The organism is Neptuniibacter sp. QD29_5 (assembly GCF_047778125.1).
GTDB lineage: Bacteria > Pseudomonadota > Gammaproteobacteria > Pseudomonadales > Balneatricaceae > Neptuniibacter.
In genome coordinates this window covers 1,704,523-1,731,456 of sequence record NZ_CP180556.1, presented here as the reverse complement: position 1 = coordinate 1,731,456, position 26,934 = coordinate 1,704,523, and the positions used below count along the sequence as shown (strand labels likewise).

Genomic DNA, 26,934 nt, shown 5'->3' with positions numbered 1-26,934 from the left:
TGGACCGATGATCCATGGCTTAAATAACTTATTCAGCCAATACTGCAGCTGCTGCTTGAGCTGCAACACCAATTTTAATTGGCGCATCCATCTCCGCAAGTGTGTTTTCTAGAGCGTCTAGGCACAACATAACATTGCGCTGAGTACATGCAGTACCCATCAAACCGATACGCCATACTTTACCAGCCAAAGCACCAAGGCCCGCACCGATCTCTAGATTGTAATTTTTCAGTAGCGCTGTACGCACAGCAGCATCATCAACGCCATCAGGTATGATGACAGAGTTAAGCTGTGGCAGGCGACAATCTTCATCAACTAGGAAACCGATACCCATTGCTTCAAGACCCGCACGTAGTGACAAATGCAGCTTCTGATGACGAGCCCAAGCATTTTCAAGGCCCTCTTCCTCAAGCATTACAAGAGATTCATGCAGCGCATATAGAGAGTTCACAGGCGCTGTATGGTGATAAGCACGCTTTCCGCCACCACCCCAGTATCCCATTACAAGGTTCGTATCTAAGAACCAGCTAGGAACAGAGCTTGTACGGTTTTGGATAGCCTCAACTGCTTTCTGGCTAAAACTCACTGGAGAGATACCAGGAGGACAAGAAAGGCACTTCTGTGTACCGGAGTAAATTGCATCAATACCCCAGCCATCAACGTCAACTTCTACACCGCCAAGGGACGTTACAGCATCAACAATAGTAAGAGCGCCGTTAGCCCGAGCTAATTCACAAAGTGCTTTTGCATCAGAACGGACACCCGTAGATGTTTCCGCATGGACAAAAGCCAAAGCTTTAACATTTTCATTGTCTGCAAACGCAGCTTTAACCTTTTCAAGATCCACAGGCTGACCCCATTCATCTTGAACAAGAATGCATTCGCCACCAAAACGCTCTACATTCTCTTTCATACGACCGCCAAAAACACCGTTTTGGCAAACGATCACCTTATCACCCGGCTCAACCAAGTTAACAAAGCACGCTTCCATTCCTGCAGAACCAGGCGCAGATACAGGCATTGTTAATTCGTTATCAGTTTTGAAAAGGTTTTTCAGCATCTCTTTGATTTCATCCATCATGCGGATAAATTCAGGATCAAGGTGACCGATTGTTGGGCGAGCCATCGCCGATAGAACTCGAGGGCTTACATCTGATGGTCCAGGGCCCATCAGGGTACGTACAGGTGGGTAAAAAGAGGTAGTCATTTAAGGCCCTTATAATTGCTACATGTTACAAAGGCCTTATTTGTATCAGTTGGAAGCCAACTCATCAATCATTGCGATGATCATTTCTGCAGAATGTTTAGCTGCAGTCACAAGAAATTGGTCGAATGACACACCGGACTCTTTACCTGCGATGTCTGACAAAGCACGAATCACGATGAACGGCGTATTAAATTGATGACATGTCTGAGCAATTGCAGCCGCCTCCATCTCTACGGCTTTCATCTCAGGAAACAACTTACGCTTACGCTCCACACGCTCAGGGTCGTTCATGAACTGATCACCCGTGCAGATCAAACCTCGTGTCGTTTTCATGCCATCCATGCGCTCAATACAGCGCTCCGCGACCTTTGCTAAAGACGCGTCTGGAGTGAAAGCAGCAGGCTGACATGGCACTTGGCCATATTCGTAGCCAAATACAGTTAAATCCACATCGTGATGACGAACTTCAGAAGAAATAACGATATCACCAACATTGAGCTCTGGATCATAACCACCAGCAGAGCCTGTATTGATAACGCAATCAGGTTTAAATGCCTGAAGAAGAATGGTAGTTCCAATAGCCGCGTTGACTTTTCCGATACCTGATTTCAGCAAAACGATATCGTGTCCATGTAGCTTACCCGTAAAAAGTAAGTACCCAGCTATTTCGTGCTCGTCTCTCTCTTTAAGCGCAGCTTTTAATAGCTCCACCTCTTCATCCATTGCACCGATAATACCGATACGAATGTTGCCGTTTTTCTGAGAAAGTAGCGCTGAAATGCTTTGTTCTTGGGTCATCAAAGTTTACCGTCTAAAAAGGCCGTAATTACCATCTTAATAATGCGCGATTAGATCATAGCTTTTATAAAAAACCTAGCCCCAATCCCCATGAATACTGGCTTATGATCGTTAATTTGCGTTCAAGCTTTAAATAATTAGTGATTACTTGATTAAGTAGAGGCTATTTAAAGCCCTTCGCTTCCTTCGGGGTACAGCCCCGACCAACCAAAGCCACTAAACAGTTGATCGCTATATTCATCGACTGGCGCTGTTAGTTTTAGTTTTTCTTCTGTTATAGGATGAATAAACTCCAGCTCTGTTGCCATCAGCATCAAACGCTGAAGATCAAATTCCTGCTTTAACGCTTTGTTATGTTTATTATCACCGTGTTTAGTATCACCCACGATTGGATGAAATATATGCTTCATATGACGACGGATTTGGTGCTTTCTTCCTGTTTGGGGCTTAACTTCCACCAATGAGTAGCGCGATTTATCATACCGTCCTACCGGCATATCGATTTCAATCGTCGCTAAACGCTTATAATTTGAAACGGCTTCTTGCGGCTCTTTATCTTGATCTGCATGCTTATCCGCTATTTTATCTAACTGCTCTTTCAACGCATAATCAATCACGTCCTGCTCTGGAGTGTATCCACGACACATACAAAGATAGGTTTTACTAATCCGTCTCTCTGCAAAGATTAGATTCATTTGTTGCGCTATCTCTTTGTTTTTACCAAATAAAATAACCCCAGATGTTGGTCGATCTAAACGATGAATAGTGTAAGGACTTCCACCATCAAAGTAGCTTTTCAGCATGGACGCTAAATTGGGTGTACCACGAGGAGCAATCCAGCTTGGATGCACCAACAAACCAGAAGGCTTATTGACCGCAATTAAATGCTCGTCTTCAAAGAGAATATCAAGATCAGTCATAATAAAGGTCATTTCAGTATGAGCCGGTGATTCTACCCCCCACTAAAACTATGTAAAGGGCTTGAAAAACCGACTAAAATACTTATATATAGAGAAACTTAATAGGGAAATCTTTTTCGAGGATATCATGCGTAACGTAAATACTTACGATGCTCGTTCCGAACAGTCCGTACTGCAGACGAACAAAGTCATTCGTAACACATACATGCTGCTTGCCATGACAATGGTTGTAAGCGCTATTTCTGCTGGCATTTCTATGATGCTACAGATGCCATTTTTTGTTTATATCGGCAGCTTCATTCTTAGTTTTGTAATGCTATTTATCTTAAACAAGAAACAAAATAGCGCCGCTGCTATTCCTTTAGTTTTCTTGTTTACTGGCATGATGGGCTTTGGCCTTGGACCACTGATCAATAGCTATCTTGCAATGGCAAATGGTGGCCAGATCGTAACGACTGCACTAAGCATGACTGCCCTGACCTTCTTTGGCCTATCTGCTTACGTTCTTACAAGCAAGAAAGATTTCAGCTTCATGGGTGGCTTCCTTGCCGCTGGTATGATGGTTGCCTTAATTGCAATGGTTGCCTTGTTTGTACTGCCTCTATTTGGCGTAGAGCTGGGTGCACTTCATTTAGCATTCTCTGCTCTTGTTGTTCTGCTAATGTGCGGCTTCATTCTTTACGATACTAGCAACATTGTTAACGGCACATACACTAACTACGTTATGGCGACTGTTAGCTTATACCTGAACATTTACAACTTATTCATCCACCTATTAAGCCTTGTTGGCTTCCTAAATGATGACTAAGTAGTTCGCAAATCTACAAAAAGCCCCGTTTTCTTTGATAAGATTGCGGGGCTTTTTAGTTATAGGCTTTTGCAATTCAATGAAATTTTCAATAGTTATTCAGGCCTCACCGTCTAGCAGTCAATCAGCTGCCACCGCTTTACGTTACGCAAAAACACTCTTGCAACAGGGTCATGAGTTGTACCGAGTATTTTTCTATGCGGACGGTGTCAATTTAGCAAATTCACTAATTACCCCGCCCCAGGACGAAACGCATTTACCTAAAGAGTGGCAAGTTTTGGGAAATGAGCACGATCTAGACCTTGTGGTTTGCATTGCTGCAGCAGTTAAACGAGGCGTACTTGATGATAATGAAGCAAAGCGCTACGAAATGCCTAGTGGCAACATTGCTACAGGGTTCGAACTGTCAGGTCTTGGTCAACTGGCTGAGGCTATTGCAGTCTCCGATCGCGTTGTAACATTTGGGGCTTAATCATGAGTGATAAAAAATCCGTATTAATCCTAAATCAACATGCACCTTACGGTACAAGTTACGCACGCGATGCATTAGATGTTGCTTTAACCTGCTCTATTTTCGAAATGCCTGTTAGTTTGGCTTTTTTAGGGGACGGTCTGTTCCAACTCCTTAAAAACCAAAACACTGAGCAAACAGGCCATAAAAATATTGAATCAATGCTGAGCGCACTGCCTATGTACGATATTGATCAGGTATTTATTTGTAGTGAAGATCTTGAAACGAATGCTCTTTCAGAATCTGATCTGGCTTTGCCAGTCCAAATTATCTCTCAGAGCTCCTTAAGCAATCTAATCGACAGTCACGATACTGTATTGACGTTCTAATATGACTTTACATCTATTAAATAAATCTCATAGCGATGCGCAACTCTTAAACAGAATGCTCTCTAGCGTAAAAGATAATGACTGTATTTTAGTGATTGAGGACGGTGTCTACATAGCCCTAACGGCAAATGCATCACTGTTCACCGACCTGCCTAAAAACTCCCAGCTCTTCGCCTTAGAGCCAGATGTGAGCGCACGAGGAATAACCGACAAGTTAAATCCTCGCTTTACACTGGCGACAGATGAGCAGTTTGTAGAACTAAGCTGTAAAATGAACAAAGTAGTAAGCTGGTTTTAATATGACTATCGAGTTTGATGAAGAAGGTTATCTCAGAAACCTAGATGACTGGGATGAATCAGTTGCAAATTATATAGCCGAAAATGAAGGACTGAACCTAACCCCAGATCATTGGGAAATCATTCATGTTATTCGTGATTTCTACCAACAATATCAGCTTTCTCCGGCTATGCGTCCTCTAATAAAAGCAGTCTCCCTTAAATTAGGTAAAGAAAAAGGCAAAAGCATCTATCTAATGAAGCTTTTCCCAGGAAGCCCAGCAAAACTAATAGCAAAAGTTTCGGGCCTACCTAAACCTGATAACTGCCTTTAAAAAGATAATATTAGTGATCCATCCAGCTGAAATAATGACTTTTTTTGATCTGTGCGGTTTAAACCGCGGCATTGCTAGTCTATGCTGTAACAAAACACTATCTCCCTACTTTTAAGCATTTTAAAGCTGTGGGATACTCGAAATATAAAAAAGCACTCTTTTTACCTTAAGAGTCCTTAGTTGTAGCAAACAGGATAGGTAGAACACTATGGGTCTAGAAGCAGCAGCTGAACACCTTAAATCGTTACAAGCTGAGCAAGCTTTGCACCAGGAAGCAAGTGATACTAAACGCAGCAATCAAGAAGAAGTCATCTATCACCAATGGGCAACCTTCAAGGTCGATAATGAATTGTACGGCGTTGATGTAGTTCAAGTTAAAGAGGTACTTCGTTACAGCGAAATCACCCCTGTACCTGGTTCAGACTATTTCATTCTCGGAATCATCAATCTGCGTGGCAATGTTGTAACTGTTATCGATACACGCCAGATGTTTGGTCTAAGCCCTCACGAGCCTGATGACGATACACGTATTATTGTTGTTGAATATAATGAACAAGAAGTTGTTGGTTTGGTTGTAGATAGCGTTGATGAGGTAATCAATCTTCCACAGAATGATATTGATCGCGCACCTAATGCTACTGGCGAAGAAACCACAAAGCGTTTCGTTCAAGGTGTATGCTACTACAACAGCATTCTGATCATTCTGCTAGATCTCTTAAAGATGCTGCAAAGCGTTACTCCAATGGAGACAGGCGAAGAGTTCTAAGCTTGGCAAAAATAAAAAAGCTGCATTTGCAGCTTTTTTTGTGCCTGAAATAATTCAAGCTTTAAAAGACAACCTAACCAATATGTACAGCGATTTGCCTGCTTGATGAGCAATGACGGTGTTCCCAGCAGTATATGCCCTGCCATGTCCCTATGCACAACTGACCATTAAGCACAGGAATGGATAAGGAGGGACTCGTCAGAACACTTTTTATGTGGGCAGGCATATCATCATCGCCCTCTAGCGTATGGGTATACAGTGAATCGCGTTCAGGCACTAGACGATTTAACCAATTCTCTAAATCATGTTTAGCACTGGGATCAGCATTTTCCTGAATAATTAGACTCGCGCTAGTATGCTGTATCAGCAAAGTACACAACCCTTCTGTTACACCACTTTGATCGAGCAATTGCTGTAACTGGTGTGTGAATTCAAAAAGCCCTTGGCGACCTGTTTTGACTGTAAGTAGCTTTACCATAAAAAAATGCCCCTTCAGATGAAGAGGCACTTTAACAGATTAGCAATAATTAAAACTACATTACCCTGTTTGTTGTCATGAACTTATCTTCAGCATCAGGACCTGCATTGTCAGCATACAGAGTTACGCCTGAGCGTAAGCAGATAGATAGATTCTGATGAGAAGCTTCAGTTTCTTTTGGTAGCAAGTGGTCAACGATCTGCTTTTCATCAAGCAATTCTTGCTCAGTCGCTGTTAAACGTTGACGGCTGAAATCGTTTACATCAATATCGTGAACGATTTGGTAACGGCCGTAATTACAGCGTACAGGGAATGAGTAGAAGATACCTTTCGCGATACCATAACTACCGTCACTCAGAATACCCATACTGATGATCTCACCCGGTTCTGTACCAAGCACCCAATCACGCATCTGATCAACAATCGCTTGTGCTGCAGATGCTGCACTAGAAAGGCCACGCGCTTCGATGATCTCACCACCACGTTTCTGCACTTTAGGGATAAACTCATCTCTGTACCAAGCAGTGTCGATCTGAGACATAGCAGGCTTACCTAGGATTGTTGCCTGATGTAGATCTGGATATTGAGTTGGAGAATGGTTACCCCAAATCATGATTCCACCAATATCACGTGTGGTAGCACCACAGTGGTTCGCTAGAATGCCTTTAGCGCGGTTGTGATCCAAACGAGTTAAACAAGTAAACTGCGATGGGCTTAAGTCCGGCGCATTTCGGCTAGCGATAAGTGCATTCGTATTTGCAGGGTTACCTGTAACAAGTACTTTAACGTCACGGTTAGCGAAATCATTTAGTGCTTTACCCTGACGAGCAAAAATAGCAGCGTTTTCTTCAAGTAGATCGCTACGCTCCATACCTGGACCACGTGGCTTGGCACCTACTAGTAATGCATAGTGAGCGTTTTTAAAACCATCTTCTACATTGTCATGCAGAGTGATGGTATGAAGAAGTGGGTATGCACAATCCATCAATTCCATTGCGACACCACGAAGTGCATCCATCGCTTGTGGTAGTTCAATCAGCTGCAGAATCACAGGCTGATCTTTACCCATCATTTCACCAGCAGCAATCTTAAACAGCAAACTGTAGCTAATAGCACCTGCGGCACCGGTTACGGCTACTCGAACTGGACGTCTCATTGCTTTTTACCCCTAAATATTGGCAATAAAATCATTTAATACCAAAGTATATAGACTGTAAGCAATTATGTAAGTACTTCTCTAGTACTCAATATGAACTTTGAAAATAAACGGAAGAACTATTTTTATAGACCACGACTAGATTCCGAGCGTAGGAATACACTACTCTCTGAATTTAATGCACCATCGATCATTGTAAGTAGCTTCTCTTTATCACGCCCTAAAACCCCTTTGAGCACAAGATAATTAGAGGCATGATCACTTCTAAAAATGGTTTTATCCAAATCAAGATGACTGATAAAGGCTTGCATCTCTTCGATCAACTGACGTTGGTTGCAGAACTCAAAATCATCACCAAACGACTGTACAAACTCAGCCTCACCTTGATGGAAAAATAGCACTAAGGTCGCTAAGTAATCCGGCTGAACCTCATTGACCAATCGCGCCGAATCAATCGCATGCTGGTGAGAGTATTTTGCTCCACCCATACCATTAATTATCATCACGGACGATTTGATGCCTGCCGCTTTAATCTTTAGCAGAGCTTCCTTAGTCGATTCAAAAGTTTCACCCTTCTCTATTTTCTCAAGAATCTCATCATTACCGCTCTCAGCACCTACATACAGAAGCGACAAACCTAATTCACGTAACTCAGATAACTCTTCGACGTTGATATTTAGAAGATTACGAGGCAAGCAATAAGCTGATACACGAGAAACGCTTGGAAGGTGCTCTTTGATGACTAGCAAGATCTCTTTTAAGCGCTTAAATGACAAAGCCATTGCGTCGCCATCAGCAAGAAACACCTTTCTAACAGCGCCTAGCGCGGCACTACAACGAATGACTTCTTCAGTGATATCAGCAATAGATTTAGGGCGGAATTTTTTTTGTGGTGCACGATACATTTCACAGTACGTGCACTTGTTCCAACTACAGCCATTCGTTACCTGTAGGATAAGCGACTGAGCTTCACTTGGCGGCCTAAAGACTGGCTCAATGTAATTAATTGGAGGATATTGAAACATTCTGATCCGCCTTATTAAAAAGTCGGTAGAAATTATCAGTAGTTTGCTGAGCAACTACATCAATGGAAACACCCTTAAGATCCGCGATACACTGAGCCACTTCAACTACATACTTAGGCTCATTCTTCTTACCACGATACGGTACCGGCGCTAGATAAGGCGCATCAGTTTCGATAAGGATTCGCTCTAGAGGGATTTCTTTTACTACATCGCGCAACTCACTTGCATTGCGGAATGTTGTGATGCCAGAGAAAGAAATATAGTAGTTCATATCTAAGGCTGCTTTAGCCATATCTAAACTTTCTGTGAAGCAGTGCAGCACTCCACCGGATTCCTGATTACCATGAGCCTTAATCATATCCAGTGTATCTTGGCGAGCATCACGAGTATGTACTATTACAGGTAGTTTTAACTCACCTGCAGCAACGAGATGAGTCTCAAAACTTTTCTGCTGAGCCTCTTTAGTATCTGTTTGATAGTAATAATCTAGGCCCGTTTCACCGATGGCGATAACTTTAGATTGAGATGCTTGCTCGATCAGCTCTTTAACGCTCACCTGCTCTTCTGCAGCTGACAATGGATGAATACCTACTGATGCAAATACTCTTTCATATGGTTTTATCAGCTCATACATCGAAGGAAATTGCGACATTGCAATAGACACACAAAGCATGGCATCAACCTTACGGTCAAAGGCCGCCTGAAGCATATCTGAAAATTTATTATCGTACGGAGACAGGTCTAACCTGTCTAAATGACAGTGAGAATCGATGAACATAAATATTTAGATAGGAAGGATTTACACTACAGAGCGTTTGTTTTTTTCTCTGAGTTTAAAGTTCCTGCCAGATAGGTCTCTATTTTGTTTACTAGGGTAGTATCATCAGCAGATAGTTGAATGCCAATCCCTGGTGTTCGACCGCCCTGTGCGCCTTTTGGGGTAACCCAAATCACTTTACCTGTAACCGGTATTTTGTCGCCTTCATCCATTAACTCAAGCAACATAAATACCTCTTCACCTAGATGATAAGAGCGTAGAGTAGGAATAAATAATCCGCTATTAGTGATGTACGGTAAGTAAGCCTCGTATAGCTCTTCTTTTGTCTGAATATTCAAAGACAAAATGCCATGACTTAAACGTGGTACAGCTACCATATTGAACCTTTATCCTTAACTGAGCAGCGCAGCCCATTCCAATAATATACTTTCTAACAATAACTGCTTATTAGGGTTTTGCCTAAGCATTATTGCCCTGCGCTCTTCGTGTACTTTATCCGCTAATTTGAAGATTTTAACTGGGTTAGTTTTTTTAGCAACCGCATTCAGCATATTACGCGCATCATCCTGTCTTAATAACTCAGGACTTTGACATACAGAACCGCGAGCAGCATCAGACAACAAGCTATAAAACCAGCCTAGCAGCATCTCTAAATCAAGCTTTTGCCAAGATTGAGCAACCTCAAGCGCCGTTCTTCGTTGTTTAAGTATATCCGCAAGTCCGCGAATTAGCTGTGCTCGATGCTCATTTAAGCCTTTTTCTATATATAATAAGGCCTCTTTAGGCGCTCCACGATTAATATGCAGTATGCTTTTAGCCTTCTCCGCATCAATTTCGGCAGCAGCCATTAGCCAATTAATTGCATCACCTTCAGATGGATTATGACATTCTACATGCTGGCAACGGCTCTTAATGGTCGGCAATACCTGCCCCATTTTAGAGGTAACCAACAAAATAATCGTGTCGGAGCCGGGCTCTTCTAACATTTTCAAAAGCGCATTGGCAGAAGCAACATTCATAGCATCTGCAGGATCAACAACCACTGCACGATAACCACCTTGCTGTGCGGTACTGTAGATGAATTCCCCTAATCCACGAACTTGATCAACCTTTAACTGCTTACCCTCTTCTTCAGGCGAGAGAATAAAGAGATCGGGGTGACTACCTGCGGCATTTAGGTCACATGACTTACAATGACCACATGCTCGACCTTGTATAGGACTTTGACATAGTAGAGATTGCGCAAACGCTGTTGCAAAAGCCGCTTTACCAATACCCGGCATACCATGAATTAATAATGCATGCGGCAATCGGTTCTGATCATGTAGCTGACCTAGATGAGCGAATCGATCATCAAACCATGGAAACGGCTTTAACAGCTCAGACATTATCAGAACCCACAAACGTATTTACAGCATCTAAAATTTGCGCCTGTACTTCAGTAATACTCTTAGACGCATCAATTACGCTAAAACGATTAGGCTCAACTTCAGCCCTAGATAGATACATGTTGCGAACTTTATGGAAGAAATCCAACTTTTCCTGTTCAAAGCGATCAGGCTCGCTTCTTTGCGAAGCACGTTGTAAGCCGATTTCTACATCTAAATCCAAAAGCAACGTCATATCAGGATGAAGTCCGTGCTGAACAATTCGCTCTAGCATAGCGATATGCTCAAGGTCCACATCTCTTCCGCCACCTTGGTAAGCATAAGTCGCATCTGTAAATCGATCGCTTATAACCCAAGCTCCACGTTCAAGCGCAGGACGAATCACATTTTCGATATGCTGGGCACGCGCCGCAAACATCAGCAACAATTCTGTGTCTTCACTAACACGCTCATCACGAGGAGATAGAAGTAGTTCACGTAACTCTTCTGCTAGCGGTGTTCCGCCTGGCTCACGGGTTAAAACAATTTCTATTTCGAGGTCACGTAGTAGCTGACACAAATATTCAATATTTGTTGATTTACCAACCCCTTCAGTGCCTTCAACAGTGATAAAGCGACCTTTAACGCTTGTATTCATAATTCTTGTTCCTATGGCGAAGAGCGATAATCTTTACGACGCGTAAGCTGATAACGTCTAACCGCATTGTTATGCTCTTTCAAAGTCGCTGAAAAATAATGACTGCCATCGCCTTTAGCAACAAAATAAAGCGCTTTACCGTCTGCAGGATTAAGCGCTGCTTCAATTGCTTCTCTACCAACCATGGCGATAGGTGTAGGCGGTAGCGCCGGTATTACATAGGTGTTGTAAGGCGTTGGCTTTCTTAAATCTTTACGACGAATGTTGCCGTTGTAATCATCTCCCATGCCGTAAATAACGGTCGGGTCAGTTTGCAGGCGCATACGTTTATTCAATCGACGGACAAACACACCAGAAATGATCGGGCGCTCATCTGCTCGCGCTGTTTCCTTTTCAACAATAGAAGCCATGATTAGAGCTTCATAAGATGATTTGTACGGCAGCTTAGCATCACGTTTTTGCCATTCATCTTCTAAAATCTTTTTCATCATGGCGTTAGAGCGCTTTAATACTGCAAGCGCTGAACCGTTCTTCTCAATACTGAACGTCTCCGCTAAAAACAGACCTTCTGGGTGTTTTTCTGAAACACCAAGCTGTTTCAATAGCTCTTCTCTACTTAAATGGCTAACATCATCTTTAAGGTATTTATGCTCAATAATTGCGCCCATCATCTCTTTGAAATTACTTCCCTCAATGATGGTGAAACGATAATTTTTAGACACACCTGATGTAATGATCTTTAGAAATTCTACAGGTGTTAAGCCGGCTTTTAACTCATACTCACCCGCTTTAATCTTATTCGCAAGACCAGATTGACGGCCGTAGATCTTAAAATAATGGTTATTAATCTCACCGTAACTTTCTTTAAAATCCGCAACTACCTTATTGAAACTACTACCTTTTTCAACTTCAAAAAGAGCTTTTTCTTTAACAGGAAGCGATGCACCAAGGAAAGCATTGTAATCATTCCATAACCAATAAGCCCCTGCCGCACCTGACGCAATAAGGACAAATAAAACAGTTAATATCTTTTTCAACAACTCATTTCCTTAGATAGCAATAATTGCAGATCTCTGGTGATTGGGCCGACACTTAAAGGCTTACCATCGATTGTTATAACCGGCCAAATACCGATCAGACTGTTACATATAAAAACTTCTTCTGCACTCTCAAGTGATGATTCAGGGTAATTCCCTTCGATAACTTCAACTGAGAGCTGGTCAGCCAATTCTATCAGGCGATCACGCATAACCCCTTTCACACCGCTTCGATCTATTTTCGGTGTGAAGAGCACGCCATCATGAACCCAAAAAAGATTACTCATGGTACCTTCAACAAGATTACCTTCTAGATCGGACACAATACCTTCAGCGATATCTAAATCAGACCACTCAGATCTTGCTAGAACCTGCTCCAACCTATTTAGATGCTTAATCCCCGCCAGCGCAGGATTAATAGCCAATCGCTGCTGACAAAGCCTTACAGAAACACCTTGTTCTCTTTGCTGAGAAAAATCAGATGAATCCGAAAGACTGATGATACGTGCAGGCACACAAGTGGCAGGAAGCTTATAGCCTCTTTCACCTAAACCCCGTGTCACTGTTAGCTTTAATGTTTGATTACCGGAGAAGCTTAAAGCTTGAATATCATTCTTTACGGCTTCTATTGTCCCTTCAGGGAATTTCAGGCGATCCAAGCCAATCTGTAAACGCTCCATATGCTGATCGAACAAGTGTGGCTTACCATCGATCACAGCAATAGTTTCAAATAAACCATCGCCGTAACTTAGACCGCGGTCATTTATAGATACCTGATCGGCTAAAACGCCATTAATCCAGTACTTAGTCATAAATCAGATCTGACGGAATACCAAGGTTCCGTTGGTTCCGCCAAAACCAAATGAGTTAGAAAGCGCCGCTTTAATCTCACAAGGCTGAGCGGTATGTGGAACATAATTTAGATCACACCCTTCAGATGGGTTATCTAAATTAATAGTAGGCGGCGCAATTTGATCTCTGATCGCTAATGCACAGAAGATTGCTTCAACAGCACCTGCAGCTCCCAGCAAATGACCAATCATGGATTTAGTCGAGCTCATCCTGACATCAGCAGCTGCATTGCCCAACACTGATTTAGCCGCATTAGATTCAGCAATATCACCCGCTGGCGTAGAAGTACCATGAGCATTGATATAATGAATCTCGTCTGGTGCTACAGATGCATCATTAATAGCGTTTTGCATAGCCAGGGCTGCACCCGCGCCGTCTTCTGGTGGTGCTGTCATGTGGTAAGCATCATCACTCATACCAAAGCCTGCTAATTCACAGTAGATTTTGGCACCACGCGCTTTAGCATGTTCGTATTCTTCAAGTACAAGCACGCCCGCACCATCTCCAAGCACAAAACCATCACGGTCTTGATCCCATGGGCGACTGGCTGTTTCAGGAGAATCATTTCGCGTTGATAACGCTCGTGCAGAAGAGAAGCCAGCAATACCTAATGGCGTAGTAGCCATTTCGGCACCGCCGGCCAGCATTACATCAGCATCACCATACTGGATCATACGCATTGCCTGACCAATATTATGCGTACCTGTAGTGCAAGCCGTTGTGATTGCAATATTAGGGCCCTTGAGGCCGTATTTGATCGCGAGATTGCCACCGATCATATTGATAATACTGCCCGGCACAAAGAACGGAGAAACACGTCTTGGACCCGTTGTGTTTAGAATATCAACGTTTTTCTCGATCATTGGCAAACCACCAATGCCTGAGCCTATTGCACAACCGATACGCGAAGCATTAGAGTCAGTCACTTCTAGTTTCGCATCATCAATAGCCTGCATACCCGCAGCCATACCGTATTGAATGAATAGATCTATCTTACGGGCCTCTTTCGCACTCATATACTGAGTAACATCAAAGTCTTGAACGGATGCCGAAAACTGAGTTGCAAAAGGAGAAGAATCAAAGTGAGTGATTGGTCGAGCACCACTCTTACCAGCAAGTAAATTATCCCAAGTCTCTGAGACAGTATTGCCAATAGGGGTAAGCATACCGATACCAGTAATCACAACACGTCTACGTGCCATCTTTGATCTCCATATTCCACACAAGGAAGTTCTATATAAATCAGGAATTAACTATGCGCCAATTCTAACCGAACTGACTTAAGCATTAAACGTTATGTATCTTGCAGGCAAAAGAAAAGCCGCTCTATCAAAGATAGGCGGCTTTTCGAAATTCTTGCTTGTAGCGAACGATTACTGGTGTGCGTTGATGTAATCGATTGCAAGCTGAACTGTAGTGATTTTTTCAGCTTCTTCGTCTGGAATTTCAGTTTCGAATTCTTCTTCCAGAGCCATTACCAACTCAACTGTGTCCAGAGAGTCTGCGCCAAGATCTTCAACGAAAGAAGCTTCTTGAGTAACTTCTTCTTCTTTAACACCTAGCTGCTCTGCGATGATCTTTTTTACGCGCTCTTCAATGTTGCTCATATCTATTCCTATCTTCTTATTAACACCGCATTCAAGTACGAAATGCGGTAAGAAATTTTATTAAAGCATCCCGGCTTTATCAAGCCAAGATTGTAAATTCATTCTCTACCTGACGGCACATTATCAACAATTGGCAGAAAAAAACAATTCCTTATACGGGTATTTAACCCATATACATGCCACCGTTGACTTGAATCGACTCACCAGTCACGTAACCGCCGCCTTGACTGGCCAGAAAACCAACAACAGCTGCAATTTCTTCCGGTTGACCCAAACGATTCATTGGGATCTGAGATTTAAGCGCATCTTTGTGCTCATCTGCCAATCCACTTGTCATATCTGTATCGATAAAACCAGGCGCAACACAGTTAACTGTGATGTTGCGAGAGCCCACTTCACGCGCTAGCGCACGAGTAAAACCTTCCATACCTGACTTAGCTGCAGCGTAGTTTGCCTGACCAGCGTTACCCATAGATGCCACTACAGAGCTTACACTGATAATCCGCCCCCAACGAGCCTTGGTCATGCCACGTAGACAGCCCTTAACAAGACGATAGATTGAGTTAAGGTTCGTATTCAATACAGAATCCCACTCATCTTCTTTCATGCGCATCAAAATATTGTCGCGCGTGATGCCTGCATTGTTAACCAGCACCTCAACAGTACCAAAATCATCCTGCACAGCTTTTAGTACAGTTTCAACCGATGCGCTATCAGCAACATCCAGTACTAGACCCGTACCTTTAACCCCTGCCTCAGCAAGGTAAGCAGAAATAGCCTCTGCTCCCTTCTCGCTTGTAGCCGTACCAACAACCACTGCACCTTGACGACCAAGCTCTTCAGCAATCGCTTTACCGATACCGCGAGTAGCGCCAGTTACTAGCGCAATCTTACCTTCAATACTCATTTATAAATTCCTTGCGCTACAATTATTGACCTAACGCTTTTTCAAGGCCCGCAGCATCACTAATTGCTGCAACACTCAAAGGCTTATGAACTTTTTTGTTCAAACCAGATAGCACTTTACCTGGACCACACTCTACAGTGCTTTCCAAGCCCTGCTCAACCAAACCCTGGATTGTTTTAGTCCAAAGTACAGGACTATATAACTGAGCAAGTAGATTTTCTTTTAATTCTTCAACTGACGCAGGAATGGAAGCAGTTACATTTTGAACCACATCAATTTCTGGCATATTGATTTCAATCTTAGATAGCTCTTCAGCCATCTTATCAGCCGCTGGCTTCATTAGAGCACAGTGTGATGGAACACTTACTGGAAGAGGAATAGCACGCTTAGCGCCCGCTTCTTTACAGCTCTCAATCGCACGATCAACTGCAGCTTTTTCCCCTGCAATAACTATCTGACCTGGGCAGTTATAGTTTACCGGAGAAACCACTTCGCCCTGCTCAGCTTCCTGACAAGCTTTCTCGATAGCATCATCAGCCAATCCTAGAATAGCTGCCATAGCACCGCTACCCGCAGGAACGGCTTGCTGCATAAATTCGCCACGCAGTTTTACTAGATTTACACCATCAGCAAAACTGATTGCACCAGCACAAACTAACGCTGTGTACTCACCCAAACTATGACCTGCAACAACAGCTGGTTTAGCGCCATTCTGTTCCTGCCATAAACGCCATAGAGCAACACCTGATGTTAGAAGCGCAGGCTGAGTCTTATCTGTTTGATTAAGATCTTCTTCTGGACCATTCTGAACCAAGTCCCACAGGTCGTAACCCAGAACCTCAGAAGCTTCAGCGAAAGTGTTTTTAATAACTGGATGTGTTTCAGCAAGTTCCGAGAGCATCCCTACTTGTTGAGAGCCCTGCCCCGGAAATACAAAAGCAAGAGTTTGCGACATGATGTCCTCAAATCGTCAATTAATACACGCCCTATGAATCAGGCCATTCGCCGTAGTTTACAACATTCATAGGTAATTAAAACTGTGTGGTGGGTATTAGGTAAGCCTTGCCTCTATTTCACTGCAAATCTTACGTGGAATATCTTGTTCTATCTCTGCCACAGCCTGATCAAGTGCATACCCAAAGCACTGCTGATTCGCTGATCCGTGGCTTTTTATTACTATTCCTTGCAGACCTAGTAAACTCGCACCATTACGACGCGAGGGATCCATCTGCTTTTTCAAATCAGAAAGCACTGGTTTAGCCAGTAGCGCAAGAAACTTTCTATAAAGCCCCTGCTTAAAACTTGCCTGTACCTTTTGATTAATTAAGCGCGCCAATCCTTCGCTACTTTTAAGCGCAATATTACCTACAAAGCCATCGCAAACAACCACATCAGCATTGCCGGCATATAGATCATCGCCTTCAATATAACCGACATAGTTCAAGCCACCTTGCTCCTGAATCAAGCGCGAAGCCAGCTTGACCTGCTCATTACCCTTGACTTGCTCTTGACCGATATTCAAAAGCCCTACACGGGGACCCTGAATACCATCGACAGCAGCTGTCATGACCGAGCCCATAATCGCAAACTGCAGCAGATGCTCCGCACTGCAATCTACATTCGCACCCAAATCCAAAAGATAGCAATGACCTTTAGCTGTAGGCACAGAGGAAATAATCGCTGGACGATCCACTCCAGGCAACATTCTAAGAATGTATCGACCAAGCACCATTAAAGCGCCCGTATTACCAGCACTCACACAAGCTTGAGCCGCCCCATCTTCGACAAGCTGTATAGCTTTGTACATTGAAGATTCTTGGCCATTACGAAGTGTTTGAGATGGTTTAGCTGACATAGAAATAGTGTCAGGCGCATGAACAACATCGACACGGCAGGCAACATCCGGATTCAGTCCATTAAGAAAGGGCTGAATAACATCACTGTGACCGATAAGTTTTGCTGATAATCGAGAATGACGCGCTAGGGCATCGAGTGTGGCGGGAATAGTAATGCGGGGACCGAAGTCCCCGCCCATCACATCAACTGCAATGGTGTAGTAATCTGACAAGCTTATTCGTCATCCTGCTTGTTGATTACCTGCTTACCACGGTAAAAACCGTCAGCAGATACGTGGTGACGACGGTGAGTTTCACCGGTAGTTTCTTCTACAGATAGAGTCGGGTTACCCAGAGCATCGTGGGAACGACGCATGTCGCGACGGGAACGAGACTTCTTACTTTTCTGAACTGCCATGACTAAATAGCTCCTGGTTCTTTCTATTTGTTGTCGGCTTTCAACTGAGCCAACACACTAAATGGATTCGGTTTTTCGTTTTCTTCTGTCACTGCCTCGCCGAAGGAAGTATTGATAGAGCAGTCATCATGATAAGCATCATGCGGCAAACTCAGAATCAATTCTTCTTCTATAACAGGCAGTAACTCAATCTCTTCACCCTCTACAATGAGGGGGTCATAACTGCGAGGTAACTGCTGAGCAGCCTCCTCACTGGCCGCAACTCCAAGATTAAAATCTGCCTCTACGGCAACCTCTACTGACTCCAAGCAACGCTGACACGTCATTGTTACATGACCTGTGGCACTGCCTGTGAGAGTTCGAATTCGCTGCTCATCTACTGCAAATTGAAGATCGACATTAAACTCCCCTTCTTTATCGACTAACGCCTGACAAAGATTGGGCATGTCCTTCAGTGCAACTTGGCCTGCGATTCGTACTTCCCGCTCAGCAAGTTTTCGCGGGTCTACTCGTTTAGGTAATGGACCGTTTGACATAAGCGCGCAATTCTAGGGCCCGAAGCCCGTCCTGTCAAAGACTTTGGGGTTTAATTCTACAATAAAACCGCTAATATTTGTGCCTTCACATATTCATGGTCAAAAAATCACATGAGAAATCTAATTTTAGCCTCTAGCTCACCCTTCCGTCGCCAAATTTTGGACAAATTAAATTTGGAGTATTCATGCATATCACCAGACATTGATGAATCGGCATTAGAGAATGAATCAGCAGAGGAATTAGTTGCACGCTTATCTGCAAGTAAAGCACAAAAAGTTGCTGAAGAAGCACCTAACTCATTGATTATTGGATCGGATCAGGTCGCAGTTTTAGGTGACGAGATACTAGGCAAACCTCATACCCATGAGAATGCCGTGAAACAACTACAAAAGCTATCGGGTAATGCGGTTACATTTTTAACCGGCCTTTCTTTACTCAACTCAGACACTGGCCAGTGCCAAACAGAAGTTGTTCCATTTAAGGTTTATTTTAGAGAACTCACCACTTCTATGATCGAAAACTACCTTCGGGCTGAAGAGCCATATAAATGCGCAGGCAGTTTTAAATCTGAAGCCTTAGGCATTGTACTGTTTGACAAACTCGAAGGCGAAGATCCGAATACACTTATCGGCCTACCTTTGATCCGATTAGTAAGAATGTTAGAGAAAGAAGATCTAAACGTTTTATAAGAAAACAACCTTATAAACAAACACAAAAAAGGAGGGCTAAACCCTCCTTTTTATTCTTCGTTCACACAAAGGGTTTAACGAAGTTCATGACTCTTTGTATTGACACCTAGTTCAGCCGTAATTGCTTTCGCAAAGCTAACCCCTAACTCATCAACAATTTGCTTCCAAGGCTCCTGCTTAGGAGAGTAATCAACCAGCTTCTCAACTTTAATTACTTCTCGTGCAACGTAGCTAGAACTACCCAGCGCATCAACCAAACCAAGCTCAATTGCCTGCTCGCCACTCCAAACCAAACCAGTGTATAGCTTTGGATCGTCTTTAAGGCGATCTCCGCGGCCTTTACGAACCTGATCAACAAACTGATTATGGGTTGTATTTAGTACACTTTGCCAAAACTCTTCCTCACCACTATTTCTCGGAGAGTAAGGATCCAAAAATGCCTTGTGTTCACCCGCTGTGTATAAACGACGCTCAACACCGATCTTTTCCATCAGGTCCACAAAGCCAAAACTACCGGCAACAACACCAATAGAGCCTACCAAGCTGGCTTTATCGGCATAGATATAATCCGCCGCGGCCGCAATATAATAAGCACCCGACGCACCAATATCTGTAATAACAGCGTACAGAGGCTTATCAGGATAAATTGCTCGCAGACGCTTAATTTCATCGTAAATGTAACCTGACTGAACTGGACTACCACCAGGACTATTAATACGTAGAATTACCGCTTTGGCATTTGGCTCTTTAAACGCTTCACGCAGTGACCAGATAATATTATCCGCACTAGCTTCATCGTCTGAACTAATAACACCTTTCACCTCAATAATGGCCGTGTGAACCTGCGGCTTAACATCAGTAGCGATATCTTTACCGGCAAAGAAAATACCTAATAGCGCAAAAAGATATACAAATGTCAGCAGCTTAAAAAAGATTCCCCAACGGCGAGCCCGACGCTGCTCTGTAAACAAACCGTTTAAGGTTTTCTCAATTAACTTCCACTCTTTCTTACTCGCACCGTCTTGTTTCGCGTTTTCAACGGCGCGATCCAGCTTACTTCCTGTCGCTGCTGAAGCTTCCTGCTGTTTTGGAGCTTCATTTTGTTCAGATTCATTCCATGGATTATCAGACACACACTTCTCCTGTATCAGGCAAAAACACCCTGACTTTCTAACCAATTTTCCAATTCCGGAAACTTATGAACTTCCAAAACCGGGTTATAACCTTTTAAACGGTCTAAATGATGGGCACCGTAACTGACAGCGATAACATCCATACCGGCCTGTTTACCCATCTCTAAATCATATTCGGTGTCGCCTATCATAACAGCCTCAGAGGCTGAAACACCGGTTTCTTGTAGAATTTCCTCTAGCATTAGAGGGTGAGGTTTCGAGATAGTTTCATCGGCGCAGCGAGAAGATTCAAATAAATAACCTAACCCCGTTTCAGCAAATACACGATTTAAACCTTTGCGACTCTTACCAGTCGCTACAGCCATACGCATACCTTTACTATGCATCTGCTCTAAACTTTTTTGTGCCCCAGGAAACAGTGGTGAAGGCGTAGATTCATTACCTAAAAAATATCGCCCATAATTCTGTCGCATCAGCTCTATCCCATCCTGATCGACATCAGGAATCAGAATTTTAATCGCCTCAGGTAAACCTAACCCGATTATATTTTTAACTTCTTCATCGGTAGGAATATAAAAACCGCTATCTTTTGCTGCTAGCTGCATGCAGGAGATGATTTTGGCGGCAGAATCGATGATTGTGCCATCCCAATCAAAAATGAGTAGTTTGTACACTCAAACCTCTTAACTAATTCATAAGAAAGGAATCTATGTATATATAGAAGTACCGATAAAGGTCAAGATCAATGAAACAGCTTTCTTATTAGACTTTTCTTAAGGTAGCTCTTGCCTTGTAGCAATCGCATAACGTATATTTTGCAGACATTTTTAAAAAAGCCCGTCCATATGCAATTAAGTCGATTCACAGATTACACCCTTCGCGTTTTATTCTATGTTTCTACGAACGATGATCGTTTGGTGACGCTTGCCGAGATAGCAGGTTGTTACGATATTTCTGTAGAACACCTTCGCAAAGTGGTACATGCACTATCCAAGGCTGGACATTTAGATACCTTTCGCGGGAAAAAAGGCGGCATTAAACTAGCCAAGCCTCCTGCAGAGATAAATATTGGAGAAATTGTTGCCGATGCAGAAGGCAGACAACCGCTAATTAATTGTGGACAGCAACACTGTCGTCTAACAGGTTTCTGCACTCTCCAGCATGTACTCGGCGATGCTCAAAAAGCCTTTATGCAAGTCCTAGAAAAGTACACACTGGCAGATATGCTAAATAACGACGCGATGCGTGATAGCTTAATAACGACAAAATCGGTTTAGGTCGCCATCGCTGTCGCTAATTCTTCTTTCTTATAATTAAGCTCCAACCAAGGGAACAAGTTGCGCTCTTCAAATCGTACATGTTCCTTTAATAGCTCAGCAAAACGATTTACCACGCTCGAATCATCTCCATCCAACATGCTCAACAATTGCTTGTGATCATCTACAAGGCGATCCGCTAGCGACTCTCCCTCACCTACGAGCAATGGTAATAAAGCACGCTCTTCTTGATCGAAATGAGGCTTTAACTCTCTGCATAAAACCTCTCTTTTAGCCTGCCAGTATTCATCAACCTCCCTATCAGCTTCTTTTCTTAAGTCATTGATATGCTTAACAGTAACTAAAGCTTTATGATGATCGTGGCTTAGCGGAATTAACGCTTCTACTCTTTTCATGCCCTCACTACCCTCACTACAAAATTTGCAAATTAATTATCTCAAGATTATTCATAGCACACCAAACTTAATTAAATTTGGCTTTTCTTCTGATATTCCTTTAACATGTAATATAAATACATTATATTGTTTATCGATTTATTTCAAATACATTTTATGTGTGAGGACTTATGGTTATTTGGAGCAATACAGAGTTAGTTGTCTACTCCCTTGTGCTAGGTATGATCTTATTTAAGTTCTGGACCGTTTGGCATGTATCTAAAAAAGCGCAAGCCACTATAGAAGGTCGAATGATTTTTTTGTGGGGAATTGTAGGCATGAGCACATTTGTTTTACTCGCCAAAACTTACATTTCTTACCAAATGAGCACTATTTAAAAACAAAAAAGCCCGCTTGTAGCGGGCTTTAAAAAACTAACTGAATTAGCCTTCAGAAAGCTCTAGCTTTTCAGCAGACACCAATACACCGTTATTGTCTGCATATACGTACTGGCCTGGCTTGAATGTCACGCCACCGAAAGTAACATCTACGTTAAGCTCACCAAGACCTTTCTTTTCAGTCTTCATTGGGTGGCAGCCTAGTGCCTGCACGCCAATATCTAGATCACTGATTGCGTTAACATCACGGATGCAACCGTAGATGATGATGCCTTCCCAGCCATTTTTCGTTGCTTTTTCAGCAAGCATATCGCCAAGCATTGCGCGACGCATTGAAGCACCACCGTCGACTACAAGTACTTTACCTTTACCAGGTAGAGCAACCTGCTCACGAACCAAAGAGTTATCTTCAAAAGCTTTTAGAGTAACAATTTCGCCACCGAAACGCTCTTTACCACCAAAGTTACCGAACATTGGCTCAACAACCTGTACTTGGTCTGGGAACTGATCACACAGTTCTGGCAAAAGATCTTCCACAATATGCTCCTTAAACTGGATAACTGCACCTAAGAACAGGTGCTCTCAAATTCTAAAGGAGGTATATTCGCCGATTCATTGTGCAATTGCACTACTCTTTTGGGCTAGGATTGAAAATGAGTTTAATTCTTAATAAAACAAGCTCTCTGAAAGCGACGATAGCTATCAGTACATTTGTATTTCTAGTTGGCTGTAGCCAAAAACAACATACATTTTGCATTGATAATACTGACAATTGCTCTCTGCCTACCCCTCCTACGCTCAGTCAATCAGCTCCAATCTCGAAAGACTACAACAAGCAAGAAGCGCTAGTTACGCGAGTAGGATATAAGCCCTCAGTAGCGATACAGTCACAAGAAACTACCAGGCACAATAAAAATTCTGCCCAAAATTCAGTAAAAGTAATTGAGCATATCCGTCTACCTGCTCCAAAGGATACGCGCTATGCAAACCTTACACTTGATGATGGCAAGAACAGTAGAATAAATACAAATGGCATATACACCATACAACTGGGTGCTTATAAATTAGAATCCAGCCGGCAGACTGCTATCTCTCGTCTTGAGAATAGCGAAAGCTTAAATTTATATAGCATGACCAATGGCTACCTAGGCCTTTCGTATGGAAGATATGAAACGCAATCTGAAGCTCTAGAAAAAGCAGCACAACTCAGAGAACGAGGATTTCAAGATCTCTATATTACAAAAGCTCGTTAAACAAAAAACGCAGCTTTAAGCTGCGTTTTTAAGTTAGAGTTGATAATTACTTATCCTTCAATAGGCTCAGCAATTTCTGAATCGGATGCGGCAATTGTTGATCATCAATACGCTTAACCTGGCTACGGCACGAGTAACCTGTCACAAGTAAGCGATCTTTATTTTCTGGGTTATTTACCACTTCAGACCAGCTCAATTGGTAGATCTCACGGGATGTCTCAACGTTCTGAGTTTCATGGCCGTACGTACCTGACATACCGCAACAGCCTACCGCTTGAATATCCAGCTTTAAGCCCATCGCTTCGTAGATCTGCTGCCACATTCGAATACTAGGGGCGGCATTGGTCTTCTCTGTACAGTGTGCCATCAACTTAAATTCAGTTGTAGAGCTGTTAGCTAGATCGAAAGCACCAAGCTTATCTTTTTGCTTGCTCAACCACTCTTGAATCAACTGAATTTTTGGCAGATCTTTCTCTGGAATTACATAACCGTATTCCTGACGATAAGTCAGCGTCATCGAAGGATCTATACCAATCATTGGTACGCCCGTGTTATCTAGCTCTTTTAGCATAGCGCTGTTAGATTCAGCCGCTTTTTCAAATGCTTTCATAAAGCCATGAACATGCAAAGGCTTACCATTTGGCTTAAATGGCGCTAATAGAACATAAAAACCAAGCCCAGAAAGCAGATCGACAAGATCCAACACCAACTGCGTTTCAAAGTAACTTGTAAATGCATCCTGTACGATGATTACCGCGTTACTACGTTGCTCTTCACTTAAACTCTTAATTAGCTGTGGCGAAGCGAACTCAACACCACGTGCTTTCATGCCAGCAATCAAGCTATTAGTACAGATTGTAGGGCTATCTACCATGCCCGCATGCTTACGGAAGATCGCTTTAAGTGCCTTGTTCTGCATCGCCCAGTTGTATGGTGCAGGGAACTTAGACAACCAAGGAATCATGTATTCTAGAGAGCCCACTATGTAATCCTTCGCAGGACGTAGATAACGACCGTAGTAGACCTCTAAGAACCGCGCACGGAAATCTGGAACGTTAACCTTGATTGGGCACTGTCCAACACAAGACTTACACGCCAGACATGCCATCATGGATTCATGTACTTCATGTGAGAAGTCGTACTCTTCCTCTTTTTTCTTCGCCAGCGTGTTTTTAATACGTTTTGGTAGAGAAGCAATAAAGGAGCTCGCTTTAACACGCTTAGCCTCTTCAACCAGATCCGTACCATTTTGTTCCATCAGGCGAAGCCATTCACGAATCAGTGAAGAACGACCTTTGGGTGAATTAATGCGCTGACGAGTACCTTTCCATGATGGACACATTGCGTCATTTGGATCGTAGTTAAAGCATGCGCCGTTACCGTTACAGAACATTGCTTCTTTATATTCTTCACGCGTTTCTGAACTGATCTGACGATCAAATTGGCCACGCGTTGGCACTGCATCGATTTTAAGCAGCTCAGCACCATCAATTGCTGGCGTAGCGATCTTACCCGGGTTCATCTGGTTTCGCGGGTCAAACCCACCTTTGATTCGTTGTAGCTCAGGATACAATTCACCAAAGAACTCAGGTGCATACTCAGAACGAACACCTTTACCATGCTCGCCCCACAACAAACCTTTGTATTTAACGGTCAGCGCTACCACTTCATCAGTGATATCACGAATTAAAGATTCCTGTAGCTGATCTTTCATATCAATAGCAGGTCGTACGTGCAGCACACCGGCATCGACGTGACCAAACATACCGTAAGCCAGATCTCGATCATCCAGCACTTTACGGAATTCCATGATGAAATCAGCAAGGTTCTCAGGCGGTACAGCAGTATCTTCAACGAATGGGATTGGACGTTCTTGCCCCTTAGCATTACCTAGAAGGCCAACTGCCTTTTTACGCATCGCCCAAACTTTATTGATCTCGCCCGCACCGTAAACCACCGAGAAGCCAAAGCTCTTACCAGCCTGACCAGCAACAGATTTCAGATATTCTGCTAATCGCTCAACATCGGCTTTTAGAGATTCTTCATCATCGGATGTGTACTCAACTAGGTTGATACCACTGATCTCTGGCTCACCTTCCTCTTGCGGGAAATAGGCACTTACCGTGTCCCAGATAATATCGCCCATTGCAAGATTAAGTACTTTAGAATCAATGGTTTCTATGGATGTTGGGTTCCATTCCATTAAGTCTGTAGCGTCACGCAAAGATGATTCAAAACTGTCATACTTAACGTTAACCAATGCAGCGAACTTAGGAATTGGCAGAACATTCAACTTAGCTTCAGCAATAAAAGCCAAAGAGCCTTCACCACCACAAAGTACCGAATTTAGATTAAAGCGCCCTTCTTCATCACGGATATGCGCAAGATCATAACCTGTGAGGCAGCGGTTTAATTTAGGGAACTTGGCATCAATCAGATCTTTCTTCTCGGTGAATACTTCATCCACCAATCTGTGCACTTCACCAACACGATCATCACGCTGCTTTATCTCAGCCAGCTCTTGATCAGAAATCGGTTTAGAGTTCCAAAGCTCTCCTCCTAAGAACACTGAATCCAGTTCTAGAACGTGATCACGGGTTTTACCGTACATGACCGAGCCCTGACCACTGGCATCGGTATTAATCATGCCGCCTACTGTTGCACGGTTACTGGTAGACAGTTCTGGCGCAAAGAAGAAACCATAAGGTTTTAGTGCACGGTTAAGTTGGTCTTTAACTACACCGCCTTGAACACGAACCCAACGCTCTTCTGCATTAATCTCTAACACTTGGTTCATGTGCTTAGATACATCAACAATCAAGCCATCTGTTAGCGACTGACCGTTTGTACCTGTACCACCGCCACGTGCACTCAGCTTTACCTCAGCAAAACGAGACTCATCCGCTAATTTGGCGATCAGTACCAAATCATCTGTAGATTTCGGGTACAGAACACCTTGAGGTAGCATCTGATAGATACTGTTGTCTGTCGAAAGAACGATACGGTTTGCGTAATCCTGATTTAGATCACCAGCAAAACCCGCTTTCTGTAACGCTTCGATAAACTGAAGGTAAATAGCTTCGGTAGTTTCGACTTGGGAAAGACGAGGAATCATAATACTGCCTCTATAAATGACCGTATCTCAAGAGCAGCGCTCAATTGCTCTCATACAGTCAAATGCTCAATTTGTGATATTGGGCGCAAT

Annotated in this window: 33 protein-coding genes; 9 read left to right on the top strand and 24 right to left on the bottom strand. The window is 43.1% G+C overall.

What is annotated here, in order from left to right; genetic code table 11:
- Window positions 1-28 precede the first annotated feature (28 nt).
- The 3 genes from ACMXYR_RS07970 to ACMXYR_RS07960 form a co-directional block, all read right to left on the bottom strand.
- Window positions 29-1,207: a pyridoxal-phosphate-dependent aminotransferase family protein gene (locus ACMXYR_RS07970; protein ID WP_415903608.1), complete on the bottom strand. Its 1,179-nt coding sequence runs from the start codon at window positions 1,205-1,207 to the stop codon at window positions 29-31.
- Between the two features lie 45 nt (window positions 1,208-1,252).
- The gene (mtnN, locus tag ACMXYR_RS07965; protein ID WP_415903607.1) at window positions 1,253-2,005 is read right to left on the bottom strand and encodes a 5'-methylthioadenosine/S-adenosylhomocysteine nucleosidase; all 753 of its coding nucleotides are present in this window, start codon (window positions 2,003-2,005) and stop codon (window positions 1,253-1,255) included.
- Window positions 2,006-2,172: 167 nt separating this feature from the next.
- Window positions 2,173-2,925, bottom strand: coding sequence for a pseudouridine synthase (locus ACMXYR_RS07960; RefSeq protein ID WP_415903606.1), 753 nt, complete (start codon window positions 2,923-2,925; stop codon window positions 2,173-2,175).
- Between the two features lie 127 nt (window positions 2,926-3,052).
- Here ACMXYR_RS07960 and ACMXYR_RS07955 point away from each other — a divergent pair, with 127 nt between their 5' ends.
- From ACMXYR_RS07955 to ACMXYR_RS07930, 6 genes are all read left to right on the top strand, one after another.
- A complete protein-coding gene (locus ACMXYR_RS07955) occupies window positions 3,053-3,733 on the top strand; it encodes a Bax inhibitor-1/YccA family protein (protein ID WP_415903605.1) in 681 nt (226 codons plus the stop codon).
- A gap of 79 nt (window positions 3,734-3,812) precedes the next feature.
- Window positions 3,813-4,205 (top strand): sulfurtransferase complex subunit TusD, encoded by a 393-nt coding sequence (gene tusD / locus ACMXYR_RS07950; RefSeq protein ID WP_415903604.1) that lies wholly within the window; start codon window positions 3,813-3,815, stop codon window positions 4,203-4,205.
- A 2-nt stretch (window positions 4,206-4,207) separates the two neighbouring features.
- Window positions 4,208-4,573, top strand: a complete 366-nt coding sequence (gene tusC, locus ACMXYR_RS07945) for a sulfurtransferase complex subunit TusC (protein WP_415903603.1) — start codon at window positions 4,208-4,210, stop codon at window positions 4,571-4,573.
- Window position 4,574: 1 nt separating this feature from the next.
- Window positions 4,575-4,871, top strand: a complete 297-nt coding sequence (gene tusB / locus ACMXYR_RS07940) for a sulfurtransferase complex subunit TusB (protein ID WP_415903602.1) — start codon at window positions 4,575-4,577, stop codon at window positions 4,869-4,871.
- A 1-nt stretch (window position 4,872) separates the two neighbouring features.
- A complete protein-coding gene (locus ACMXYR_RS07935) occupies window positions 4,873-5,184 on the top strand; it encodes a TusE/DsrC/DsvC family sulfur relay protein (RefSeq protein ID WP_415903601.1) in 312 nt (103 codons plus the stop codon).
- A gap of 208 nt (window positions 5,185-5,392) precedes the next feature.
- On the top strand, window positions 5,393-5,950 hold the full coding sequence (locus ACMXYR_RS07930; RefSeq protein WP_415903600.1) for a chemotaxis protein CheW: 558 nt from the start codon (window positions 5,393-5,395) through the stop codon (window positions 5,948-5,950).
- Between the two features lie 73 nt (window positions 5,951-6,023).
- On the opposite strand, the gene ACMXYR_RS07925 is transcribed toward ACMXYR_RS07930, so the two are convergent.
- From ACMXYR_RS07925 to ACMXYR_RS07850, 16 genes are all read right to left on the bottom strand, one after another.
- Window positions 6,024-6,428 carry a secondary thiamine-phosphate synthase enzyme YjbQ gene (locus tag ACMXYR_RS07925; RefSeq protein ID WP_415903599.1) on the bottom strand — a complete coding sequence of 135 codons (405 nt, stop codon included), beginning with the start codon at window positions 6,426-6,428 and terminating at the stop codon, window positions 6,024-6,026.
- Window positions 6,429-6,483: 55 nt separating this feature from the next.
- Complete coding sequence (locus ACMXYR_RS07920; protein WP_415884600.1) at window positions 6,484-7,584, bottom strand: malate dehydrogenase; 1,101 nt, start codon at window positions 7,582-7,584, stop codon at window positions 6,484-6,486.
- Between the two features lie 125 nt (window positions 7,585-7,709).
- On the bottom strand, window positions 7,710-8,609 hold the full coding sequence (locus ACMXYR_RS07915; RefSeq protein WP_415903598.1) for a radical SAM protein: 900 nt from the start codon (window positions 8,607-8,609) through the stop codon (window positions 7,710-7,712).
- The gene (locus ACMXYR_RS07910; protein WP_415903597.1) at window positions 8,587-9,387 is read right to left on the bottom strand and encodes a TatD family hydrolase; all 801 of its coding nucleotides are present in this window, start codon (window positions 9,385-9,387) and stop codon (window positions 8,587-8,589) included. The genes ACMXYR_RS07915 and ACMXYR_RS07910 overlap by 23 nt, the downstream gene beginning before the upstream one ends.
- 26 nt (window positions 9,388-9,413) lie before the next feature.
- Window positions 9,414-9,764: a PilZ domain-containing protein gene (locus ACMXYR_RS07905; RefSeq protein ID WP_415884783.1), complete on the bottom strand. Its 351-nt coding sequence runs from the start codon at window positions 9,762-9,764 to the stop codon at window positions 9,414-9,416.
- A 15-nt stretch (window positions 9,765-9,779) separates the two neighbouring features.
- Window positions 9,780-10,775, bottom strand: coding sequence for a DNA polymerase III subunit delta' (locus tag ACMXYR_RS07900; protein ID WP_415903596.1), 996 nt, complete (start codon window positions 10,773-10,775; stop codon window positions 9,780-9,782).
- On the bottom strand, window positions 10,768-11,412 hold the full coding sequence (gene tmk, locus ACMXYR_RS07895) for a dTMP kinase (RefSeq protein WP_415903595.1): 645 nt from the start codon (window positions 11,410-11,412) through the stop codon (window positions 10,768-10,770). The genes ACMXYR_RS07900 and tmk overlap by 8 nt, the downstream gene beginning before the upstream one ends.
- An 11-nt stretch (window positions 11,413-11,423) precedes the next feature.
- Complete coding sequence (mltG, locus tag ACMXYR_RS07890; RefSeq protein WP_415903594.1) at window positions 11,424-12,449, bottom strand: endolytic transglycosylase MltG; 1,026 nt, start codon at window positions 12,447-12,449, stop codon at window positions 11,424-11,426.
- Window positions 12,446-13,261 carry an aminodeoxychorismate lyase gene (pabC, locus tag ACMXYR_RS07885; protein WP_415903593.1) on the bottom strand — a complete coding sequence of 272 codons (816 nt, stop codon included), beginning with the start codon at window positions 13,259-13,261 and terminating at the stop codon, window positions 12,446-12,448. The genes mltG and pabC overlap by 4 nt, the downstream gene beginning before the upstream one ends.
- A 3-nt stretch (window positions 13,262-13,264) precedes the next feature.
- Complete coding sequence (fabF, locus tag ACMXYR_RS07880; RefSeq protein ID WP_415903592.1) at window positions 13,265-14,503, bottom strand: beta-ketoacyl-ACP synthase II; 1,239 nt, start codon at window positions 14,501-14,503, stop codon at window positions 13,265-13,267.
- A 171-nt stretch (window positions 14,504-14,674) separates the two neighbouring features.
- The gene (acpP, locus tag ACMXYR_RS07875; RefSeq protein ID WP_007019607.1) at window positions 14,675-14,908 is read right to left on the bottom strand and encodes an acyl carrier protein; all 234 of its coding nucleotides are present in this window, start codon (window positions 14,906-14,908) and stop codon (window positions 14,675-14,677) included.
- Between the two features lie 163 nt (window positions 14,909-15,071).
- Window positions 15,072-15,815 carry a 3-oxoacyl-ACP reductase FabG gene (gene fabG, locus ACMXYR_RS07870; RefSeq protein WP_415884591.1) on the bottom strand — a complete coding sequence of 248 codons (744 nt, stop codon included), beginning with the start codon at window positions 15,813-15,815 and terminating at the stop codon, window positions 15,072-15,074.
- Window positions 15,816-15,837: 22 nt separating this feature from the next.
- Window positions 15,838-16,770, bottom strand: coding sequence for an ACP S-malonyltransferase (gene fabD, locus ACMXYR_RS07865; protein ID WP_415903591.1), 933 nt, complete (start codon window positions 16,768-16,770; stop codon window positions 15,838-15,840).
- Between the two features lie 96 nt (window positions 16,771-16,866).
- Window positions 16,867-17,883: a phosphate acyltransferase PlsX gene (plsX, locus tag ACMXYR_RS07860; RefSeq protein ID WP_415903590.1), complete on the bottom strand. Its 1,017-nt coding sequence runs from the start codon at window positions 17,881-17,883 to the stop codon at window positions 16,867-16,869.
- A 2-nt stretch (window positions 17,884-17,885) separates the two neighbouring features.
- Window positions 17,886-18,068 (bottom strand): 50S ribosomal protein L32, encoded by a 183-nt coding sequence (gene rpmF / locus ACMXYR_RS07855; RefSeq protein ID WP_007019603.1) that lies wholly within the window; start codon window positions 18,066-18,068, stop codon window positions 17,886-17,888.
- Window positions 18,069-18,091: 23 nt separating this feature from the next.
- The gene (locus tag ACMXYR_RS07850; RefSeq protein ID WP_415903589.1) at window positions 18,092-18,604 is read right to left on the bottom strand and encodes a YceD family protein; all 513 of its coding nucleotides are present in this window, start codon (window positions 18,602-18,604) and stop codon (window positions 18,092-18,094) included.
- 111 nt (window positions 18,605-18,715) lie between these two features.
- Between ACMXYR_RS07850 and ACMXYR_RS07845 the strand changes: the two genes are divergently transcribed.
- On the top strand, window positions 18,716-19,294 hold the full coding sequence (locus tag ACMXYR_RS07845; RefSeq protein ID WP_415903588.1) for a Maf family protein: 579 nt from the start codon (window positions 18,716-18,718) through the stop codon (window positions 19,292-19,294).
- Window positions 19,295-19,368: 74 nt separating this feature from the next.
- Here the strand turns inward: ACMXYR_RS07845 and sppA are convergent, their stop codons facing one another.
- Complete coding sequence (gene sppA / locus ACMXYR_RS07840; RefSeq protein ID WP_415903587.1) at window positions 19,369-20,427, bottom strand: signal peptide peptidase SppA; 1,059 nt, start codon at window positions 20,425-20,427, stop codon at window positions 19,369-19,371.
- Window positions 20,428-20,441: 14 nt separating this feature from the next.
- Window positions 20,442-21,101: an HAD-IA family hydrolase gene (locus tag ACMXYR_RS07835; RefSeq protein WP_415903586.1), complete on the bottom strand. Its 660-nt coding sequence runs from the start codon at window positions 21,099-21,101 to the stop codon at window positions 20,442-20,444.
- A 171-nt stretch (window positions 21,102-21,272) separates the two neighbouring features.
- Here ACMXYR_RS07835 and ACMXYR_RS07830 point away from each other — a divergent pair, with 171 nt between their 5' ends.
- The gene (locus tag ACMXYR_RS07830) at window positions 21,273-21,704 is read left to right on the top strand and encodes an RrF2 family transcriptional regulator (RefSeq protein WP_415884801.1); all 432 of its coding nucleotides are present in this window, start codon (window positions 21,273-21,275) and stop codon (window positions 21,702-21,704) included.
- Here the strand turns inward: ACMXYR_RS07830 and ACMXYR_RS07825 are convergent.
- On the bottom strand, window positions 21,701-22,099 hold the full coding sequence (locus ACMXYR_RS07825) for a hemerythrin domain-containing protein (protein WP_415903585.1): 399 nt from the start codon (window positions 22,097-22,099) through the stop codon (window positions 21,701-21,703). The genes ACMXYR_RS07830 and ACMXYR_RS07825 overlap by 4 nt on opposite strands.
- Before the next feature lie 422 nt (window positions 22,100-22,521).
- Window positions 22,522-23,013, bottom strand: coding sequence for a ribonuclease E activity regulator RraA (rraA, locus tag ACMXYR_RS07820; RefSeq protein WP_415903584.1), 492 nt, complete (start codon window positions 23,011-23,013; stop codon window positions 22,522-22,524).
- A 116-nt stretch (window positions 23,014-23,129) separates the two neighbouring features.
- On the opposite strand from rraA, the gene ACMXYR_RS07815 reads away from it, so the two are divergent.
- Complete coding sequence (locus ACMXYR_RS07815; RefSeq protein ID WP_415903583.1) at window positions 23,130-23,729, top strand: hypothetical protein; 600 nt, start codon at window positions 23,130-23,132, stop codon at window positions 23,727-23,729.
- Between the two features lie 46 nt (window positions 23,730-23,775).
- Here the strand turns inward: ACMXYR_RS07815 and ACMXYR_RS07810 are convergent, their stop codons facing one another.
- On the bottom strand, window positions 23,776-26,844 hold the full coding sequence (locus ACMXYR_RS07810) for an FAD-binding and (Fe-S)-binding domain-containing protein (protein ID WP_415903582.1): 3,069 nt from the start codon (window positions 26,842-26,844) through the stop codon (window positions 23,776-23,778).
- Between the last annotated feature and the right edge of the window lie 90 nt (window positions 26,845-26,934).

What these genes read in the sequence shown, in the direction of transcription:
- ACMXYR_RS07970 (WP_415903608.1), bottom strand. Translation starts at nt 1,207, where the DNA reads ATGACTACCTCTTTTTACCCACCTGTACGTACCCTGATGGGCCCTGGA.
- mtnN (WP_415903607.1), bottom strand. Translation starts at nt 2,005, where the DNA reads ATGACCCAAGAACAAAGCATTTCAGCGCTACTTTCTCAGAAAAACGGC.
- ACMXYR_RS07960 (WP_415903606.1), bottom strand. Translation starts at nt 2,925, where the DNA reads ATGACTGATCTTGATATTCTCTTTGAAGACGAGCATTTAATTGCGGTC.
- ACMXYR_RS07955 (WP_415903605.1), top strand. Translation starts at nt 3,053, where the DNA reads ATGCGTAACGTAAATACTTACGATGCTCGTTCCGAACAGTCCGTACTG.
- tusD (WP_415903604.1), top strand. Translation starts at nt 3,813, where the DNA reads ATGAAATTTTCAATAGTTATTCAGGCCTCACCGTCTAGCAGTCAATCA.
- tusC (WP_415903603.1), top strand. Translation starts at nt 4,208, where the DNA reads ATGAGTGATAAAAAATCCGTATTAATCCTAAATCAACATGCACCTTAC.
- tusB (WP_415903602.1), top strand. Translation starts at nt 4,575, where the DNA reads ATGACTTTACATCTATTAAATAAATCTCATAGCGATGCGCAACTCTTA.
- ACMXYR_RS07935 (WP_415903601.1), top strand. Translation starts at nt 4,873, where the DNA reads ATGACTATCGAGTTTGATGAAGAAGGTTATCTCAGAAACCTAGATGAC.
- ACMXYR_RS07930 (WP_415903600.1), top strand. Translation starts at nt 5,393, where the DNA reads ATGGGTCTAGAAGCAGCAGCTGAACACCTTAAATCGTTACAAGCTGAG.
- ACMXYR_RS07925 (WP_415903599.1), bottom strand. Translation starts at nt 6,428, where the DNA reads ATGGTAAAGCTACTTACAGTCAAAACAGGTCGCCAAGGGCTTTTTGAA.
- ACMXYR_RS07920 (WP_415884600.1), bottom strand. Translation starts at nt 7,584, where the DNA reads ATGAGACGTCCAGTTCGAGTAGCCGTAACCGGTGCCGCAGGTGCTATT.
- ACMXYR_RS07915 (WP_415903598.1), bottom strand. Translation starts at nt 8,609, where the DNA reads ATGTTTCAATATCCTCCAATTAATTACATTGAGCCAGTCTTTAGGCCG.
- ACMXYR_RS07910 (WP_415903597.1), bottom strand. Translation starts at nt 9,387, where the DNA reads ATGTTCATCGATTCTCACTGTCATTTAGACAGGTTAGACCTGTCTCCG.
- ACMXYR_RS07905 (WP_415884783.1), bottom strand. Translation starts at nt 9,764, where the DNA reads ATGGTAGCTGTACCACGTTTAAGTCATGGCATTTTGTCTTTGAATATT.
- ACMXYR_RS07900 (WP_415903596.1), bottom strand. Translation starts at nt 10,775, where the DNA reads ATGTCTGAGCTGTTAAAGCCGTTTCCATGGTTTGATGATCGATTCGCT.
- tmk (WP_415903595.1), bottom strand. Translation starts at nt 11,412, where the DNA reads ATGAATACAAGCGTTAAAGGTCGCTTTATCACTGTTGAAGGCACTGAA.
- pabC (WP_415903593.1), bottom strand. Translation starts at nt 13,261, where the DNA reads ATGACTAAGTACTGGATTAATGGCGTTTTAGCCGATCAGGTATCTATA.
- fabF (WP_415903592.1), bottom strand. Translation starts at nt 14,503, where the DNA reads ATGGCACGTAGACGTGTTGTGATTACTGGTATCGGTATGCTTACCCCT.
- acpP (WP_007019607.1), bottom strand. Translation starts at nt 14,908, where the DNA reads ATGAGCAACATTGAAGAGCGCGTAAAAAAGATCATCGCAGAGCAGCTA.
- fabG (WP_415884591.1), bottom strand. Translation starts at nt 15,815, where the DNA reads ATGAGTATTGAAGGTAAGATTGCGCTAGTAACTGGCGCTACTCGCGGT.
- fabD (WP_415903591.1), bottom strand. Translation starts at nt 16,770, where the DNA reads ATGTCGCAAACTCTTGCTTTTGTATTTCCGGGGCAGGGCTCTCAACAA.
- rpmF (WP_007019603.1), bottom strand. Translation starts at nt 18,068, where the DNA reads ATGGCAGTTCAGAAAAGTAAGAAGTCTCGTTCCCGTCGCGACATGCGT.
- ACMXYR_RS07850 (WP_415903589.1), bottom strand. Translation starts at nt 18,604, where the DNA reads ATGTCAAACGGTCCATTACCTAAACGAGTAGACCCGCGAAAACTTGCT.
- ACMXYR_RS07845 (WP_415903588.1), top strand. Translation starts at nt 18,716, where the DNA reads ATGAGAAATCTAATTTTAGCCTCTAGCTCACCCTTCCGTCGCCAAATT.
- ACMXYR_RS07830 (WP_415884801.1), top strand. Translation starts at nt 21,273, where the DNA reads ATGCAATTAAGTCGATTCACAGATTACACCCTTCGCGTTTTATTCTAT.
- ACMXYR_RS07825 (WP_415903585.1), bottom strand. Translation starts at nt 22,099, where the DNA reads ATGAAAAGAGTAGAAGCGTTAATTCCGCTAAGCCACGATCATCATAAA.
- ACMXYR_RS07815 (WP_415903583.1), top strand. Translation starts at nt 23,130, where the DNA reads ATGAGTTTAATTCTTAATAAAACAAGCTCTCTGAAAGCGACGATAGCT.
- ACMXYR_RS07810 (WP_415903582.1), bottom strand. Translation starts at nt 26,844, where the DNA reads ATGATTCCTCGTCTTTCCCAAGTCGAAACTACCGAAGCTATTTACCTT.